The organism is Clostridium felsineum DSM 794, from assembly GCF_002006355.2.
GTDB lineage: Bacteria > Bacillota > Clostridia > Clostridiales > Clostridiaceae > Clostridium_S > Clostridium_S felsineum.
The window spans coordinates 195,682-212,310 of sequence record NZ_CP096981.1 but is presented as its reverse complement, the minus strand read 5'-3'; the positions used below and the strand labels follow the sequence as shown (position 1 = coordinate 212,310).

Here is a 16,629-nt window from a genome sequence, read left to right as displayed (position 1 = left end):
AGGATAAGTGTGTGGGTAATTTTAGTTATAAAGATGTTTATATTGAAGAAGGAAAAAGGGTACTAGAGATTAATATACTTAAAGAAAAGTACTGCAACTTTGACTGTATATTTTGTGCTATTGGAAGATCAAAAAATAAGGTGGATACTCAAAGATCCTTTGATAATATAGATGGTTCATTGATTGAACTAGGAAAAACTATGGAAAGTACAAAGGCGGAATTAGTTTTTATTAACTCAAAGGGAGAAGCTTTAGTAAATGATAGGATTGGAGATATTGTTGATTTTATAAAAGGCAAGGGGGCAGCTGTGAGATTACTTTCCAATGGATATATATTAGGTAGGGATGAATATAGAAAAATTGCGAATAAATGTGATGAAATTGTTGGAGAGATAAAATTAATTACAGAAGAAGCCTTCCAAAAAGTACAAAGGCCTATTGAAGGATATACCTTAGAAAAATACATTTCCAATATGGCAGCTTTTAATAAACAATACGAAGGGAAATTTATATTTGAAATTACTATAATTAAAGGGTATAACGATGATGAAGAATCAATAAATAAGATAAAGAAGGTTATCAGAAAAATATCACCTGACAAAATAATTATAGCAAGAATGGAGGATGAAAGATTTAAGAAAAAGCTTGGCATAAGCGACGAAAGATTTGAGGAGATTTCAAAGCTCCTATTAAATAATTAATACATAGTGTTTTTAAAAGAAAAAGTACTTACTACAAATAAAATGCAGTAAGTACTTTTTTTGTAAGTTAAGATAACGTTATCAAACCGTAAGATAACACCAAGAAGCTTTTACCAAGGAAAAGCTGGTGAATATGATAAAAGATCTGCAGCGTTAAATTTTACTGTAAAGAATAAAACTCCTAGAAATAATACTAAAAACATCATTTTCGTTTTTTTTGTAAACATAATAACCACTCCCATTAATTAAATTTATGACTATAAGAATACACATCTTCTATAGAGTGTAAATCTTGTAATTTTGCATAACAATATACTAGTTTTACTAAGATTTTTGGATTCATTTTATTTTCTTGAGCGGAAAGTATAAAAAATTCATTTTTCATTTCTGTAATTTTTTCAGCATTTCCATCTTCAAAGTATATATCGATTAATTCAAGAATTATATCGCTTATCAAAAATTGGTGTGTGTATTTTTTTGCGATTTCTAGTGATTGAAGACAGTATTTTTCTGCATTTGTAGAATCCTTTAACCATTTGTACTGCTTTCCCATATCAAAATATATAGTAGAAAGATGCTTTGAAGTACTTGATATTTTATTCACGTTAGTTCTTATAATGTTAAGGTATTCTTCAACTTTTTTAGCATCATTTAATTTTTGATATGTTTCAGACATATTTATTAAAACTAATATACGCTGCTCACTAACATCATCATTTAAAAGTTCTAAAAGCTTACTATTTATTTCAAGGCTTTTTTTATAGTCTCCTAAACAATGAAAGCAAATAGCTTTTTGTAAAAGTATATCACAATATTTGCTTTTATTTGTATCCTTTAACATTGGTTCGATTTTTGTGAAATTTTCAATAGCTCTTTCATAGTCTTTTAATTCTGTATAGCATAAAGCACTATTGAATAAGAAAATACAGCGATATTCATCACTTATATCTGTAAACCAATTTAATACAAATTCGCAGCACTTCACATTTTGATTAAAGTTGCCCATGTAAAAGTAAACCATTGATAATTTTCTGAAAAGACCAATAGAGTCTTTGCTGTACATATCTATCAGAGCTCTAGCTTTTTCATAGTATAAAGAGCTTTTATAATAATCACTTATGCTGACAAAGTAATCTCCAGCTAACTCAAAGATATATGTTTTTTTATCATTTAAGTTCCATTTTATTAGGAAATTTTCTATTTCTGCTAATTTGTTATTGAAACTATCATCTTTATAAACACTTAAAACTTTAAGCTCCTCTATGTATTTTTCAAGGATTTTATTTGCCTGAGACTGTTCGTCCTCCAGTAGATATTCGATATTTTCATCAATTTCTATATTTTTTTCTGAGCAAATTTCTTTTAAGTTTTTGAACATTATTTCAGCAGCGTGCTTTGTAAGCCTTGCTTTGCCATGCTCAATTTGACTTATGAGGTTTCTTGTGATTTCGTTTCCTGCAAGATCGTCTTGGTTTAGTCTATATTTTCGTCTTAAATTTTTAAGTTTGGTTCCTACTGATATTATCTCATAAGTACTCATGTTCAAACTCTCCTTAGTGTAAGTAATTTCCTTTACTAAATTATAACATAAAACAGAATTAATGTTAAGTAAAATAATAATTTTCATTTAATAAAATTTTTAAAAGTTATAGACGTGTCTTTAGTAGGCGTATGTAACTTTTATATTATATATTAGGGTTAGTATTAGGGTTAAATACTAGTATATGGGGTGTTAGTAAAAGATATCACCACAAGCTATTTTACTATACATTGGGATTTTCTAGTTAAGAATAAGATTTTTATAAATATATTTAATTATAGTCGTATAAAAAGCTTGTAAAGATAAAAACTACATGATATGGAGGTGTTTTATGTGGAAGTTGCTATTATGGGCGCAGGAATGTCTGGTCTATCTTGTGCTATAACATTAGAAAGGCATGGAATTAAACCAACTATTTTCGAAAAGCGAAATCGTGTGGGAGATAGATTTGTTAATGGAGAAGCTACCTTTAGCATATTAAATAGACCTATTAAAGATGATTTACAGTACCTTAAAGAAAATTATGATATAAAATTAACTCCTACAGATATGATTAGAAAGCTAGTTTTTCATTCTAAAAATGAAATTGGAAGCATTGATGGACCTATAGGTTATGTTAATATTAGGGGTCGACATGAAAATTCTTATGAATGTCAATTAGAAGAACAATTAGAAGCTGAAATAAACTTTAATTCTACTTATGAGTATGAACAATTATGTAAGGAATTTGAATGTGTAGTCTTAGCAACAGGAGATGGAGCTTATGCTACTAAACTAGGTAATTATAGATGCGACCTTACCACTACTATAAAAGGGGTTACGGTTGAAGGCGAATTTCTTACGAATATTACTCATGTCTGGTTTAATTATGATGTAATACCCAAAGGCTACGCTTGGCTAATACCTTTTACAGAAAAAGAAGCTAATTTGGTTATCGCTTATCCTGATTATCCAAACAATATAAAGTTAGATATAAATACTGTATGGGAAACCTTTTATAGTATAGCTTGCAAGGATTTAGATCAAAATTTTAGAATAACTGATAAATTTGAGATTACAAATTATATGATGGGAATATGTGATAGGCCAATAATTGATAATACATATTTCGTTGGAAATTGCTTTGGTACAATTTCACCTGGGCTTGGCTTTGGGCAATTTGCATCAGTATTAACAGGTGTTTATTCAGCCTATGATTTATGTAATTTAGGTAAATATGATGAGTTTGTAAAACCTTTATTTGAGAACTACAACAATTCAATTGTTTTGAGAAGACTTTTAGAGAACTTAAATAATGATAATATAGATCTAATAGTCAGAAATTTGGATAACAAATTGATGGATAGATTAATTAATGAAATAGCAAGTAATAAAAGCCATCTTGAGATACTTAAAGCCTTAACGCCAACCATGAAACTTTGGAACAATTATAAGAAGTCAAAAGTTTAATATGGACTTTTGGTAATCTTTTTTTATAGTGATTTCTTATTTGATATTTAGATAGCTCAAATAAGAAATCTTTTTTTGAATAATAGTTATCCTTTTGTCTATGTATGAATTTTTTATTTCCCACATTTTCGTCTTAAATTTATCGTATAAGTACTCATGCACAAACGCTTATTAATGTAAACAATGCATTTTACTAAATTAAAGCATAATAGTTAATTAATGCTAAATGAAATTTTTAAAAGCATTAAGTGTGATTATTAAAAGTATATACATAACCTTAATATTGTATATCAGGGTTAAATATTAATATTTAGATTGGTACTAAAAAATCTCACTACTAGCTATTTTACTAGGTGGTGAGATTTTTTAATTGAGAATTAGATTGTATAAATACTATGTTAGATTTAGTTATTATTATTTTCAAATATATCCTATATAATCAATAAACTTGAAAAATATGAATAATGTGTTATGATATAAATGATATCGGAAAGGGATGTTTTGAATGAAAAAAATTAAAATATTATCATTAATTTCATTGGCATTAGTTGTACAAGCATTGCCTAATACTCAATTTAAGGCGGCATATGTACACTCAGCAAATGCAACAGTAACAAGTGTAGCTGGAGATTTTGATGGAGATAGAAAAACTGATTTATTGGAGAAGACGAGTGATGGCAGAGTTTTAATAGACTATGCAAAAAACGGCTTTGGTTCATGGGATCAGATTTATAATAGATACTTATAAATAAAAGATTTATAGGATATAAATTTTAAATAAGGATAGGAATAAGATATAATTCCTATCCTTATTTAAAATGTTTAATAATTGAAATGAAGTTTTTATATTAGGAAATATTGACAATAAAAAAATGCTGAGGTAGTATATGTTTATAAGATTAAACTAATAAACATAAGGAGATTTGATATGGCTTTAAATAAAGAATCAAATTTAGAGATTATGTCTGTATTTAAAGAATGTCTTCCTATATTTTCTGTATTAAATGATGAAAACAGACAGAAAATCATACTTATATTATCAGAATTTCCTGAAGGTATAATTGTAAATGATATAACAGGAAGACTTAACTTATCTAGACCAGCAGTGTCACATCATCTTAAAGTTTTAAAAGGAGCAGGAATAGTTGACAATGTAAACAAGGGCGTAGAAAGTTATTATTTTTTAACTCTTAAAAGGGCAGTAGAAAATTTAAAAAAGTTAACAAGCTCCATTGAAAAAAAATGCACGTTAAGGTGATTTTGTATGTAGAGAAAGGGGATTTTCAGAGTGGAAATTAAAAATATGTATTACCGCACTAATCAATTTATATTTAGTAAGGCTCAAAAGCTGCTTCCTTGGCGTATGCCAAAGCTTATATCTGGTGAGGGTAGTCTGCTAAAGCTTCCGGAGCAGGTGAAAAAGGATGGACTTAAAAAGGTTATGATAGTTACTAGCGCTGGCTTTATTAAACGTGGAAGCTTAAAAGAATTGTTTAGTACAATGGAAAAGGAAGGAATACTTTATTTTATATATAGTAATGTACAGCCAGATCCAACTATTGAATGTATTGAAGATGCAGTTAAAGCATATAAAAGAGAAAATTGTGAAGGAATAATAGCCGTAGGTGGAGGTTCTGTTATGGACTGTGCTAAGGTTGTTGGTGCCAGAATAGTAAGGCCAAATAAAAGTGTAAGTGACATGGCTGGACTTTTAAAAATTAGAAAGAAATTGCCTCCTCTTTATACTGTACCAACTACGGCAGGTACAGGCTCAGAAACTACAGTAGCAGCAGTTGTAACAGATAGCAAGGATCATAGAAAATATGCAGTGGCTGATTTGTGCTTAATGCCAGAATATGCAGTGCTTGATCCAGTGTTAACGGTAGCACTTCCTAAACATATGACTGCAATAACAGGTATGGATGCCCTTACACATGCAGTAGAAGCTTATATTAATAAGTATGGTTCTAAGGAATCTAAAGAGTATGCTCTTCGTGCTGTAAAAATGATATTAGAAAACCTTACAAAGGCATATGATGATGGAAGTAATTTAAAGGTTCGTGATGAAATGTTAAAAGCTTCTTATTATGCTGGAGTGGCTTTTACTAGAGCGTATGTGGGTTATGTTCATGCAATTGCTCATGCTATAGGAGGACTTTATAAAGTAGCTCATGGTATGGCAAATTCTGTTATATTACCTGTTGTGCTTGAAGCTTATGGCACTGCTATTTATAAGGAATTGTCAGAGCTTGGTGAGGCTGTTAATATTACTGGAGGAACAGAAAAAGAAAAAGCCCAAAATTTTATTCTTAAAATTAGAGAAATCAATAAACACATGGAAATACCTGAAACCTTAAATGTTGTAAAAAAGAAAGATATTCCGGAGATTATAAGTAGAGCCATAAAAGAAGCAAATCCAGCTTACCCTGTGCCAGTTATATGGGATAAAGAGGATTTTAAAAAGGTTATAGAACGTTTATAAATTAAGTAAAAGCCTTCTTGTTTTAAATTGCAAGTAAGGCTTTTACTTTTATATGTGATATGCAGTTATATTTTTTTGAATTTAAACTCCGAAATCATAAGATACGCAAAAATAAGTGTTAAGATATTTGAAAGAATAAAAGAAGCATGATTACTAGGTACAGCTAAGGTAAATAAGGTAATAACTAAACCTGAAATTGTTATTGGAATTCCATTAAAAACTCCATTAAACTTACTCAAATTATATTTTGCCAATCTATAACTTCCACTTATTATATATATAAGAGAAATACAAATACCAATTGTACTAATATACTGATATTTAGTAAATATTAATAAAGCAGGAGCTATGCCAAAGGAAATTAAATCTGATAGCGAATCCAATTCTTTTCCAAGTTCACTAGAGGCATTTAACAATCTAGCAACTTTACCATCGTATCTATCTATTATAGCTGCTATAATTACTAATGCAGCAGCCACAAAATAATTTTTATGGAAGGTTTCAACTATTGAGATAATCCCTAAGGATAAATTAATAAAGGTAAGCAAGTTGGGTATGTAGACTTTTAACATGTAAGCACTCCTCTAATTAGTTCTTTATGATAGTTAATATTGTATTGGTTACATCTTAAGATTTTTCTATTGTAAATCTTAATAAATCTTAAGTAAGCTGAAAGCATATAGATTTTGGTTATATTGCATTATATACTAATAGTGAAATGGAGGAAGGATATATGCAGAATATTTTGATAGCTGATGATAATAAAGAGATAAGAGAAATAGTATGTGTGCTATTAAACAGTGAAGGTTATAACGTAATAGAAGCAGTGGACGGTGAAGATGCTGTAATTAAAGTGGATGATACTATAGATTTGATTATACTTGATGTAATGATGCCTATAAAATCCGGTTTTAAGGCATGTGTGGAAATTCGAGAAAAAACAAAAGCACCTATTTTACTCTTAACGGCTAAAACACAGGATTCAGATAAATACATAGGCTTTTCTTCTGGCTGTGATGATTATTTATCAAAACCATTTTCTTATACAGAACTTGTATCAAGAGTTAAAGCACTTTTAAGAAGGTACTACGTATATAAAGGAAAAGAGACAGTTTCCTTTAGTGAGGATATTAATATAGATGGATTAATAATAAAAACAACTTCCAATGAGGTATTAGTGGATGATAAAGAAATTGTACTTACAGAAACTGAATATAAAATATTGCTTTTGATGGCACATAACCCTAAAAAGGTATTTTCGGCACAGAATTTATATGAAAGTGTATGGGAAGAACCTTATTTTTATTCTTGTAATAATACCATTATGGTGCACATAAGAAATTTAAGACGTAAGCTAGAAAAAAATCCTCAAGAGCCTAAATATATAAAAACAGTTTGGGGAAAGGGGTATAGGATTGAATAGAAAACATTTATGTAGCAGGTTGGAGATAAAGTTGATTATTAGTATAATATTTTCACTTGTAGTAGCTTTAAGTATATTCGTTTTGCTAGAGAATATAGGTGATAATATACTTGATAATTATTTTGATAAAAATTATTTTGTAGAGAATCAAAAAAAGAAAACCTTAACCGATTTTAAAGAATATATATCAGAAAATCACATTAAGATAGGTGATACAAAAAAGATAAGTCAATGGGCTAATAAAAAGAAATACGTAAATTTATATATATATAAAGACAATAAATTAATTTATGACCATAACATGGACGATGTAGATGAGTACACTCCTTCACAAAGTCCAGTGGTTGTTTTAGACAAGGAACTTTATAATATTAAATTTAGTGATGAAGTGGGGAAAGTTTATTTAGAATGTTTTTTTCAGTATAAATATTATTCAATTACTAGTTTAATTAATGTTACTGTTTCATTCTTATGTTTTGTTGTAATTATGGTGTTTTTCATAAGAAGAAAGACAAGGTACATAAAAAAACTTGAAAGGGAATTGAAAATATTAGAGGGTGGTAATTTAGATTATGAGATTACCATTAAAGGAAATGACGAGCTTTTTTCTTTAGCACAAGGCATTAACGAAATGAGAAAATCCTTTGTTGAAAAATTAGAGAGTGAAGAAAAGGCAAGGTTAGCTAACACAGAGTTAATAACGGCAATGTCACATGATTTGAGAACTCCGCTTACAGCTTTAGTGGGATATTTGGATATTATAGAATATAAAAAATATAAGACTGAGGAAAATCTAAAGCAGTATATTCACAATAGTAGAGAAAAAGCATACCAAATTAAGTGTCTTTCTGATAAGTTATTTGAATACTTTATAGTTTTTAATACTGCTGATGATAATATAGAGCTGGAAAGCTTTAATGGAAATGAACTTTTAGATCAGCTTCTAAGTGAACAGATTTTTATACTAGAAGATGCTGGCTTTAATTTTAAATTTAAGGCTTGCAATGAACCTTTCAAGTTAAGAGTGAATTTAATTTCTATACGTAGAGTTTTTGATAATATTTTTTCTAATATATCAAAATACGCAGATAAATCAGAGTCTATTAAAGTTCTATATTATATAGAGGCTAGCAAACTATTTATTTGTATTGAAAACAAAATAAATAGCAATTTAAAAGGTGTAAATAGCACAGGTATAGGACTAAAAACCTGCAAGAAGATTATTAAGCAGCATAATGGAAAGGTTATAAGTAAAAGTGTGGAGAATATTTTTTTAGTTAAGATTAGTTTACCTATAACTTGAAGCTGCTAATAACAAAGACTATACCAAAGCCCATAATTAGTATGCCTACAGCTTTGTTTATAATAGAAATCTTATGAGAAGTCATACTTTTGTTGAATTTTTTAGTGGACATAATTATCATAATAATCCATAAAAGGCTGCCACAAAAAACTCCTAAGATTAAAGTGAGTTTTGAAAATATAGTATTAAGGTGTTTAGTGCCGAAGCTAGTAAATATAAAAATAGTTGAAAATATTGCTGTTGGGTTTGCTAATGCAATTATAAAGGTAGATAGAAATGATTTTAAAAGGGTTTTACCATTTGAAATTTTTGTGCTAGCTTCCTTTTTGGATAAAATGAATTTGACTCCAAACATTAATAGCAGTATGCCGCCAAATAGCTTAAAGGAGTGCCTATGTAGATTGAAAAATTTGTAGACAAAAGTAATGCCTGTACTGCCTACTAATACGTAAACTGAATCTACAAGGCAGGAGCCTAAGCCTGCGGCGAAACCAAAGGAAACCCCTCTTGTAAGTGCTAGTTTTAAACATATAGCACCAATTGGACCCAGCGGCATTCCAATTATTAAGCCTGTAATGAGTCCTTTAAAAAATATGTGTAACATTAACTTCACTCCCCGATAAATTAAGAACATATTATTGTGAAATTTAAAAAATATACTATAAATAGCTTTTAAAATATTGTTATATAAATTCCTTATCTGGTTTTTTGAGAGTATCTTTTAGTAAATCAGGAGTATCAGTTATAATACCATCTACATGGAGACTAGAAGCTTTTATCATAGCTTTTTTATTATCTAAAGTCCAAACAAAAATTTGTTTTTTAGATTTATGAAGAATTTTCACTAATCTAGGACTGAGTAAGTTTTTTCTTACGCTAAAAAAATTCACGTTCATATAAGATATATTTGTAAAAGGAGAACTTAATATGTAACCTGTTGATATATTAGGATCTAATTTTCTTACCTTTTCTAAAATACTATAATCGCAAGAATGAATCATAGAGCCCTTGGTTATATGATTTTTTTCCATGATTATAACTACTTTTTTAAGCAAGTCGTCAGTATTACCATAGGGTTTAATCTCTATTATTAAATTTAATTTTCCCCTGGATTGATTTATAGCCTGTTGCAAGGTTGGAATTTTTTCTGTTGTAGATCTGAAAAAATGACGACGCAAGTTTAAGCTTTTAAGTTTTTTATAGGTTAATTCATCTACATTTTTATTTAAACCAGTAAGTCTTCTTAAATTCTTATCATGCATTAATACAACTACGCCATCCTTAGTTTCTTGAACATCAATTTCAGCATAGTCAACCTTGTAATTAATACAGTCCTTTATGCCTAATATAGAATTTTCAGGTTCATTAAAATAGTTTGCTCTATGTGCAATTATCTTTGTAGCATGTACATTTGAAGTTAAATAAATATTATTATAAGAGGTGTTTTCATGGGAACAAATCTTATTGTATAAAGAAAGCAAAACAATTATTGATATAATTACAGATATAAATTTAAATTTTTTAGAGAACATCTTGTACCACCTTTTGCATTAAATAATTTCATTAATAATATTTTAATGCATATATCTTAAAATAATCTTACGTCAAATCTTAAAATATCTTAAGATTTGACGTAAGGCTATTTATGATAAATAAAATAGAACTCCATTTTTAAAATAGAGTTCTATCTTTAACTTATTTTATTCACTTTTCATAGCCCGCATGGAGTTTAACACAGCAATTAGGGTTACTCCAACATCACCAAATACTGCTTCCCACATAGTTCCTACACCGATAGCTACAAGAACTAATAATACAGCTTTTATAGCTAGTGCAAAGATTATATTTTGCATAACAATGCTTCTTGTTCTCTTAGCTATTTTTATAGCAGAAGCAATTTTTGAAGGTTCATCAGTCATTATAACTACATCAGCAGCTTCAATTGCAGCATCAGAGCCTACACCGCCCATGGCTATACCAATGTCTGCACGGGCTAAAACAGGAGCATCATTTATTCCATCACCCACAAAGACTAATTTGCCTTTTTTTGATTTTTCCTTGAATAGACGTTCTATTTCATAAACCTTTTGATCTGGAAGTAATTCAGCGTGAACTTCGTCCAAATCTAACATTTGTGACACTTTATTTCCAACAGCCTTATTGTCACCTGTTAGCATTACTGTTTTCTTAATTCCAAGACTTTTTAATTTTTTTATTGCATCCTTTGAATCTTCTTTAATCTCATCAGAGATAACTATATATCCAGCATATTTATTTTCCACAGCCACATGAACTACACTGCCAATAGTATCTACATTATTGTAGGCTACATTTTCTTTTGTCATGAGCTTTGAGTTACCTACTAAAACTTTTTTGCCATTTAAGCTTACTTTAATACCGTAACCGGATATTTCTTCATAATCTGAAACCATATTCTTAGATACTTCTTTTCCGTACGCATTTAATATAGAAGTAGCTATTGGATGATTAGAATAACTTTCTGCAAAAGCTGCATAGGTTAAAAGTTCATCATTTTTAATATTATTTTCTGGCTTAATTTCAGTAACCTTAAATACTCCACGTGTTAGGGTACCTGTTTTATCAAATACTACTATATCAACATTATTCAAGGCTTCAAGATAATTACCGCCCTTAACAAGTATTCCTTTTTTTGAAGCTCCACCTATTCCGCCAAAGAAGCCGAGAGGAATAGATACTACTAATGCACAAGGACAAGAGACTACCAAGAAGGATAGTGCTCTATAAATCCATATTGAGAAGCTATCTCCTGTAACAAGAGGTGGTATAACAGATAAAGCGAGAGCACCAAAAACAACAACAGGAGTATAGTATTTAGCAAATTTTGTTATGAAGTTTTCTGTAGGAGCTTTTTTATTGCTTGCATTTTGAACTAAATTGAGAATCTTTGAAATAGTTGATTGTCCAAAGCTTTTTTCTACTTCTATGGTAAGTAGCCCATTTTTATTAATAACTCCGCTTAAAATGCTAGAACCTTCTTCTATTTTTCTTGGTACTGCTTCTCCTGTTAAAGCGGAAGTATCTATCATTGAAGTTCCTTCGATTACCTTTCCATCTAGGGGAACTTTTTCACCAGGCTTTACTACAATAATATCTCCTATAGATACTTTTTCAGGTGATACTTTTTTTAGCTCACTGTTTATTTTTAAGTTAGCAAAGTCAGGTCTTATATCCATAAGTGAGGTTATAGATTTCCTTGAGCGATTTACAGCTATTCCTTGAAGTATTTCACCTACCTGATAAAATAGCATAACTGCTGCAGCTTCAGGATATTGATGAATAGCAAAGGCGCCTATTGTTGCAATACTCATAAGAAAATTTTCATCGAAGACTTCACCGCGTTTAATGTTTTTAAGAGATTTTAATACTACCTCATAACCCACAATGACATAACTTATTATATATAGTGCTAATTTTATATAATCTGAAAAATTTATGAGACCTGCTAGTGCAAAAATGGCTGCACCAATGCCAAACCTTATTATTTCTTTTTTAGTATTTTCACCATGTGTATGATTATGGACATGAATATCTTCTTTTATTTCAGTAATAGTAACATCTGGCTCTAATTTTTTTATTATATCAGTAACTTTAGCTACTAATGCTGATACATTATTTGTTTTATCAATTTCAATAGTAAGGGTTTTTGTTACAAAGTTTACATTAGCATAACTTATGCCATTAGTTTCATTTAATTTGTTTTCTATTTTAGCAGCGCAATTAGCACAGTCAAGACCTTCTATTGAGAATTCTTTTTTTGTATTTTTGCTGCTAGTTTTTTCTGATATTGTAACATCAGGTTCTATTTTTTTTATCAAAGCAGTAGCTTCGGATATTACATTATGAGTACTGCTTGCATTGTTTATTTCAAGAGTTAAAGTTTTTGTGACAAAATTCACATTAGCATGACCTATATCCTTAACTTTGTTTAATCTATTTTCTATTTTAGCAGCACAATTAGCACAATCTAGCCCTTCAATTGAAAACTCTTTTTTTATCATATTATTACTATCATTATTTGATTTAGTAGACTTTTTTATAGGTTTTACATGATCTTTGCTGGGGTTTTTAATTATCTTTTCCACTCAAATACCTCCCTTTAGTGTTTGAATAAGTTTATCCGTAGATTTATATTTTTCAATTTTATATTTTTATTCAAACATATGAACATATGAATACTTGTTCATATGTTCATTATATGCCCGAAGAAGCCAATGTGTCAATAAATATTTTAGTCTTATTTAGAGATTTATATAATACATATTATATAAATCGATTATAAAAGGAGTTAACATGGAAAGTTTTTTTCTTTTAGAAGGAATTATAGGAGCATTAGGATTACTTACTGGGGCTATTGGCATATTTATGGGAATATTCTTTTCTTTTTTAATTAAGAAAAGTGGTAACAGGTCTAAAGGTACTATTATTGGCTTTGTAGGAGGGTTGATGCTTGCTATAGTATGTTTTGATTTACTTCCAGAAGCTTTTGAAATAGGATCTATTTATATATCCATAATAGGAATTTTACTTGGACTTACTTTGTCAGTATTTTTAGACGGAACCCTAGCTCATAATAGTAAACTAAGTACTAAGGATAATAAAACTAGATTTCTCAAGGCAGCTATTTTGATGGCAATAGGTATTGGAATACATAATATACCTAGTGGAGTTGCTTTAGGTTCTTTACTTGCAACTAACACTGTAAAAGGTCTTCATTTAGGTGTGGCTTTAATAATTCATGGAATACCTGAAGGGCTTGCAATTGGAATTTTTCTTAGAGAAGGAAACGTGAAAACAATTTTAACTATAATAATAGCTATGCTTACTTCAATTCCTATGGGACTAGGTTCAGCACTTGGAGGAGTGGTGAGTAAAATATCTGAGGGGATGGTATGTATGAGTCTTACCTTTGCGGCGGGCATGATACTATACATAATATATAGAGAAACCCTTCCAAGTGCAAGGGATACCTGGAAGGGAAGGCTGTCAACTATAGGCAATGTATTAGGAATGGTAGCTGGTATGCTCATAGTAGCATGTACCCATTAGAATTATTTGCACTTGTGGAAGTATGAATTCACAGGTGTTAAATTATGTAAAATATTAAAATTAAGGGTGTCTGTAAACTATTAGGTTTGCTTTAGTAAGTACATCACCTAAGTTATAATAAGTATGTGGTTTATCAGCCTTGAATCTAATAGAATTATCTTTTTTTACTGTATATTTTTTATCATTATCTATTTCTATAGTAATTTCACCTTGAAATACGGTTATAAATTCTTCGGTACCTTCTATATGACCATCAGTACTTAAAGATCCTCCTTTTTCAAATTCTAAGGTATAAAGTTCGAAATCTCTCCCATCTTCGTAAGGGAAAAAAGGATATAATCTATATTTCCCATTGTCCTCCAATAGAGGGGAAATACTACTTTTATCCATGAGTATAGTGTCAGTTTTTGCTGTGGTTATAAGAGTAGTAATTTGAATTTTTAAGCCATATGCAATTTTGCTTAGTGTGGTAATAGTTGGATTTGACTCGCCTCTTTCAATTTGACCAAGCATGCTTTTACTTATACCCGTTAATTCTGATAACTTATCTAAGCTTAATTTTTTCTCTTTACGAATTTTTTTTAGGTTGTTTGCAACTAATAAATTTAGATCCTCCAAAAAAATCCCCTCTCTTTGTGCGGTATATTGTACAAAATGTACGTTATATACTATAATATATTTATGAAAGTATTATAACATATTAAATAATAAGGTCAATATTATATAGGGAGGAAAGTATTTTGAATACGAACATTATAAATCAAATAATTATATTAACACTGATGATGATAGTAGGAGTTGTTTTACGAAAAAGAAAAATAATTACCGATGAAGTGAATAAGGGAATCTCAAATATTCTAATGAGTCTTACTCTGCCATGTATGATAATTTATTCCTTTAATTTTGATTTTTCAATGGACATGTTAAAGAAGGCTATTATGATATTTTTTTATTCTGTAGGAATACATATCTTTCTTATAATTTTAAGTGAGCCTCTATATTTTAAGTTTGGCAAGTCAAAGAAAAATGTATTTAAATTTGCAACTATATTTTCAAATTGTGGATTTGTAGGTTTTCCCATAGTTCAAGGTATATTTGGAAATATTGGAGTGTTCTATACAGCAGTTTTTACAATTCCCTTTAATATTTTTATGTTTACTTATGGAATTATGCTTTTTACAGGAGAAAGTAATTTAAAAAGCATAAAAAAAAGCCTATTAAATCCACCACTTATCTGCACTCTTATAGGTGTTATAATATTTCTTTTTTCAATTAAACTTCCAATACCATTACTTAAAACCTTGGGCAGTATAGGTAATATGACAACTCCAATTTCTATGTTTATAGTGGGGTCTATGCTTGCAGATGTTAAATTAAAAGAAGTATTTAAAGGACTAGATGTTTATTATTTGAATCTTATAAAGCTTATAGTTGCACCAATTTTAGTTTATTTTATATTAAAGTTATTAGGTTGTGATAAAACTCTTTTGTATATATGTGTGGTTATGGTAGCAATGCCAACAGCTAGTTTAATAGGGGTGTTTGCAGAGAGGTACAATGGTGACAAAACTTCTGCTTCAAAATGTGCTTTTTTAACTACTATTCTTTCTGTAGTTACTATACCCATTATTATGTCTTTAATCTAGAGCACTTAAAATAGTGCACATAAAATAGGTATAGTAATAATTGAAAATAAAGTTGAGGTAAAAATAATGGTAGATGCAAAAACAGCATCACAACCATATTTATCAGCAAGTATGGCAGTGGTAGTTCCAGCAGGCATTCCAGTTAGAAGTGTAGCCACACCGGTAATAAGAGGATCTATTTTTAAAAGCTTTAATACAAAAAAAATAAGCAAAGGAAAGGCTAGCAGACGAATAAAAGTAAAATAAAAGGTTGCTTTATCAAAAAGCTGGTTTATTTTACACTCTGCTAAAATACATCCAATCACAATCATAGAGATTGGAATTGTACACTGGCTCATAAAAGCAATACTTTTGTTAATAAATTTTGGTAAGGGAATATTAAAAACCATAATAGCAAGTCCCAAAAATACAGCTACAATACATGGGTGAAGCATCAAATTTTTAATTGTTTTCTTTGTGAAAATAGGCTGAACCGTGCCATTTTCATCAACCTTTCTGCCAGTAAACTCGGCTAAACCAGAAGTCCACATAGTAATACGTATAGGTATTTGAAAAATGGAAGCGTAGAGTACTCCAATGGAATTATAAACATTATTTATAACAGGAAGTCCAATAAAGCTGGAGTTAGAACATATAAGTCCATATTTCATCACAGGCTTCATTTTATCTGAAAAGCGAAAAAATAGTACTCGTCCTAAAACAATAGAGAGAACCTGGATAATCAGTGAAATTACAAGGGAAATAAGAGAATTAGCCATTAAATTATGTGTGAGTTTTCCCTGAAAGGATTCAATAATATTGCAGGGAAGTATAAAATAAATTAATAAATCCGATAGACTTTTTTGTGCTGAAGCACTTACAATTTTAATTTTCTTTGCAATAATGCCAATTAAAATTAAAACAAACATAGCAAACTGCAAGTTTAGCATCTGTAAAAACAATTTCATTATAGAACTCCTTAGAAAATAGTTTATATTAAAATAGGAAAAGCTTACTT

16 protein-coding genes are annotated in these 16,629 nt (G+C 29.5%); 9 read left to right on the top strand and 7 right to left on the bottom strand.

Annotated elements, in window-relative coordinates; translation table 11 throughout:
- Positions 1-11: 11 nt before the first annotated feature.
- Positions 12-701, top strand: coding sequence for a radical SAM protein (locus CLFE_RS23540; RefSeq protein WP_077893049.1), 690 nt, complete (start codon positions 12-14; stop codon positions 699-701).
- A 241-nt stretch (positions 702-942) separates the two neighbouring features.
- Here the strand turns inward: CLFE_RS23540 and CLFE_RS23535 are convergent, their stop codons facing one another.
- A complete protein-coding gene (locus CLFE_RS23535) occupies positions 943-2,241 on the bottom strand; it encodes a hypothetical protein (protein ID WP_077835699.1) in 1,299 nt (432 codons plus the stop codon).
- A gap of 333 nt (positions 2,242-2,574) precedes the next feature.
- Between CLFE_RS23535 and CLFE_RS23530 the strand changes: the two genes are divergently transcribed.
- The 4 genes from CLFE_RS23530 to CLFE_RS23515 all read left to right on the top strand — a co-directional run bounded on the left by CLFE_RS23530 (position 2,575) and on the right by CLFE_RS23515 (position 6,172).
- Complete coding sequence (locus tag CLFE_RS23530; RefSeq protein ID WP_077893050.1) at positions 2,575-3,690, top strand: NAD(P)/FAD-dependent oxidoreductase; 1,116 nt, start codon at positions 2,575-2,577, stop codon at positions 3,688-3,690.
- A gap of 538 nt (positions 3,691-4,228) precedes the next feature.
- Complete coding sequence (locus CLFE_RS23525) at positions 4,229-4,438, top strand: hypothetical protein (protein WP_139356128.1); 210 nt, start codon at positions 4,229-4,231, stop codon at positions 4,436-4,438.
- 180 nt (positions 4,439-4,618) lie between these two features.
- Entirely contained in the window at positions 4,619-4,948 is a 330-nt protein-coding gene (locus CLFE_RS23520; protein ID WP_242950918.1) for an ArsR/SmtB family transcription factor, read from the top strand.
- 36 nt (positions 4,949-4,984) lie between these two features.
- Positions 4,985-6,172 (top strand): iron-containing alcohol dehydrogenase, encoded by a 1,188-nt coding sequence (locus tag CLFE_RS23515; protein ID WP_139356143.1) that lies wholly within the window; start codon positions 4,985-4,987, stop codon positions 6,170-6,172.
- A gap of 65 nt (positions 6,173-6,237) precedes the next feature.
- Here CLFE_RS23515 and pssA read toward each other — a convergent pair whose 3' ends face one another.
- Positions 6,238-6,744 carry a CDP-diacylglycerol--serine O-phosphatidyltransferase gene (gene pssA, locus CLFE_RS23510; protein ID WP_077893052.1) on the bottom strand — a complete coding sequence of 169 codons (507 nt, stop codon included), beginning with the start codon at positions 6,742-6,744 and terminating at the stop codon, positions 6,238-6,240.
- A gap of 161 nt (positions 6,745-6,905) precedes the next feature.
- Here pssA and CLFE_RS23505 point away from each other — a divergent pair, with 161 nt between their 5' ends.
- Together CLFE_RS23505 and CLFE_RS23500 are read left to right on the top strand one after the other, a co-directional pair.
- Complete coding sequence (locus CLFE_RS23505) at positions 6,906-7,595, top strand: response regulator transcription factor (RefSeq protein ID WP_077893053.1); 690 nt, start codon at positions 6,906-6,908, stop codon at positions 7,593-7,595.
- A complete protein-coding gene (locus CLFE_RS23500) occupies positions 7,588-8,898 on the top strand; it encodes a sensor histidine kinase (protein ID WP_077893054.1) in 1,311 nt (436 codons plus the stop codon). Before CLFE_RS23505 ends, CLFE_RS23500 begins: the two co-directional genes overlap by 8 nt.
- Here CLFE_RS23500 and CLFE_RS23495 read toward each other — a convergent pair.
- The 3 genes from CLFE_RS23495 to CLFE_RS23485 form a co-directional block, all read right to left on the bottom strand.
- Positions 8,888-9,502, bottom strand: a complete 615-nt coding sequence (locus CLFE_RS23495) for a LysE family translocator (protein ID WP_169850920.1) — start codon at positions 9,500-9,502, stop codon at positions 8,888-8,890. The genes CLFE_RS23500 and CLFE_RS23495 overlap by 11 nt on opposite strands.
- 79 nt (positions 9,503-9,581) lie before the next feature.
- Positions 9,582-10,430, bottom strand: coding sequence for a glycerophosphodiester phosphodiesterase family protein (locus tag CLFE_RS23490; RefSeq protein ID WP_077893056.1), 849 nt, complete (start codon positions 10,428-10,430; stop codon positions 9,582-9,584).
- A 168-nt stretch (positions 10,431-10,598) separates the two neighbouring features.
- Entirely contained in the window at positions 10,599-12,938 is a 2,340-nt protein-coding gene (locus CLFE_RS23485; RefSeq protein ID WP_077893230.1) for a heavy metal translocating P-type ATPase, read from the bottom strand.
- Between the two features lie 292 nt (positions 12,939-13,230).
- On the opposite strand from CLFE_RS23485, the gene CLFE_RS23480 reads away from it, so the two are divergent.
- Positions 13,231-13,986: a ZIP family metal transporter gene (locus CLFE_RS23480; RefSeq protein WP_077893057.1), complete on the top strand. Its 756-nt coding sequence runs from the start codon at positions 13,231-13,233 to the stop codon at positions 13,984-13,986.
- 60 nt (positions 13,987-14,046) lie between these two features.
- Here the strand turns inward: CLFE_RS23480 and CLFE_RS23475 are convergent, their stop codons facing one another.
- Positions 14,047-14,604, bottom strand: coding sequence for a helix-turn-helix domain-containing protein (locus CLFE_RS23475; RefSeq protein WP_207651370.1), 558 nt, complete (start codon positions 14,602-14,604; stop codon positions 14,047-14,049).
- Positions 14,605-14,726: 122 nt separating this feature from the next.
- On the opposite strand from CLFE_RS23475, the gene CLFE_RS23470 reads away from it, so the two are divergent.
- Positions 14,727-15,632, top strand: a complete 906-nt coding sequence (locus tag CLFE_RS23470; protein WP_077851281.1) for an AEC family transporter — start codon at positions 14,727-14,729, stop codon at positions 15,630-15,632.
- A gap of 5 nt (positions 15,633-15,637) precedes the next feature.
- On the opposite strand, the gene CLFE_RS23465 is transcribed toward CLFE_RS23470, so the two are convergent.
- Complete coding sequence (locus tag CLFE_RS23465; RefSeq protein ID WP_077893059.1) at positions 15,638-16,579, bottom strand: AEC family transporter; 942 nt, start codon at positions 16,577-16,579, stop codon at positions 15,638-15,640.
- Positions 16,580-16,629: the final 50 nt, after the last annotated feature.

Bases quoted from the DNA above. Each gene is read 5' to 3' on its own strand.
- pssA (WP_077893052.1), bottom strand. From the start codon at position 6,744: ATGTTAAAAGTCTACATACCCAACTTGCTTACCTTTATTAATTTATCC.
- CLFE_RS23465 (WP_077893059.1), bottom strand. From the start codon at position 16,579: ATGAAATTGTTTTTACAGATGCTAAACTTGCAGTTTGCTATGTTTGTT.
- CLFE_RS23485 (WP_077893230.1), bottom strand. From the start codon at position 12,938: ATGATAAAAAAAGAGTTTTCAATTGAAGGGCTAGATTGTGCTAATTGT.
- CLFE_RS23520 (WP_242950918.1), top strand. From the start codon at position 4,619: ATGGCTTTAAATAAAGAATCAAATTTAGAGATTATGTCTGTATTTAAA.
- CLFE_RS23490 (WP_077893056.1), bottom strand. From the start codon at position 10,430: ATGTTCTCTAAAAAATTTAAATTTATATCTGTAATTATATCAATAATT.
- CLFE_RS23505 (WP_077893053.1), top strand. From the start codon at position 6,906: ATGCAGAATATTTTGATAGCTGATGATAATAAAGAGATAAGAGAAATA.
- CLFE_RS23535 (WP_077835699.1), bottom strand. From the start codon at position 2,241: ATGAGTACTTATGAGATAATATCAGTAGGAACCAAACTTAAAAATTTA.
- CLFE_RS23480 (WP_077893057.1), top strand. From the start codon at position 13,231: ATGGAAAGTTTTTTTCTTTTAGAAGGAATTATAGGAGCATTAGGATTA.
- CLFE_RS23495 (WP_169850920.1), bottom strand. From the start codon at position 9,502: ATGTTACACATATTTTTTAAAGGACTCATTACAGGCTTAATAATTGGA.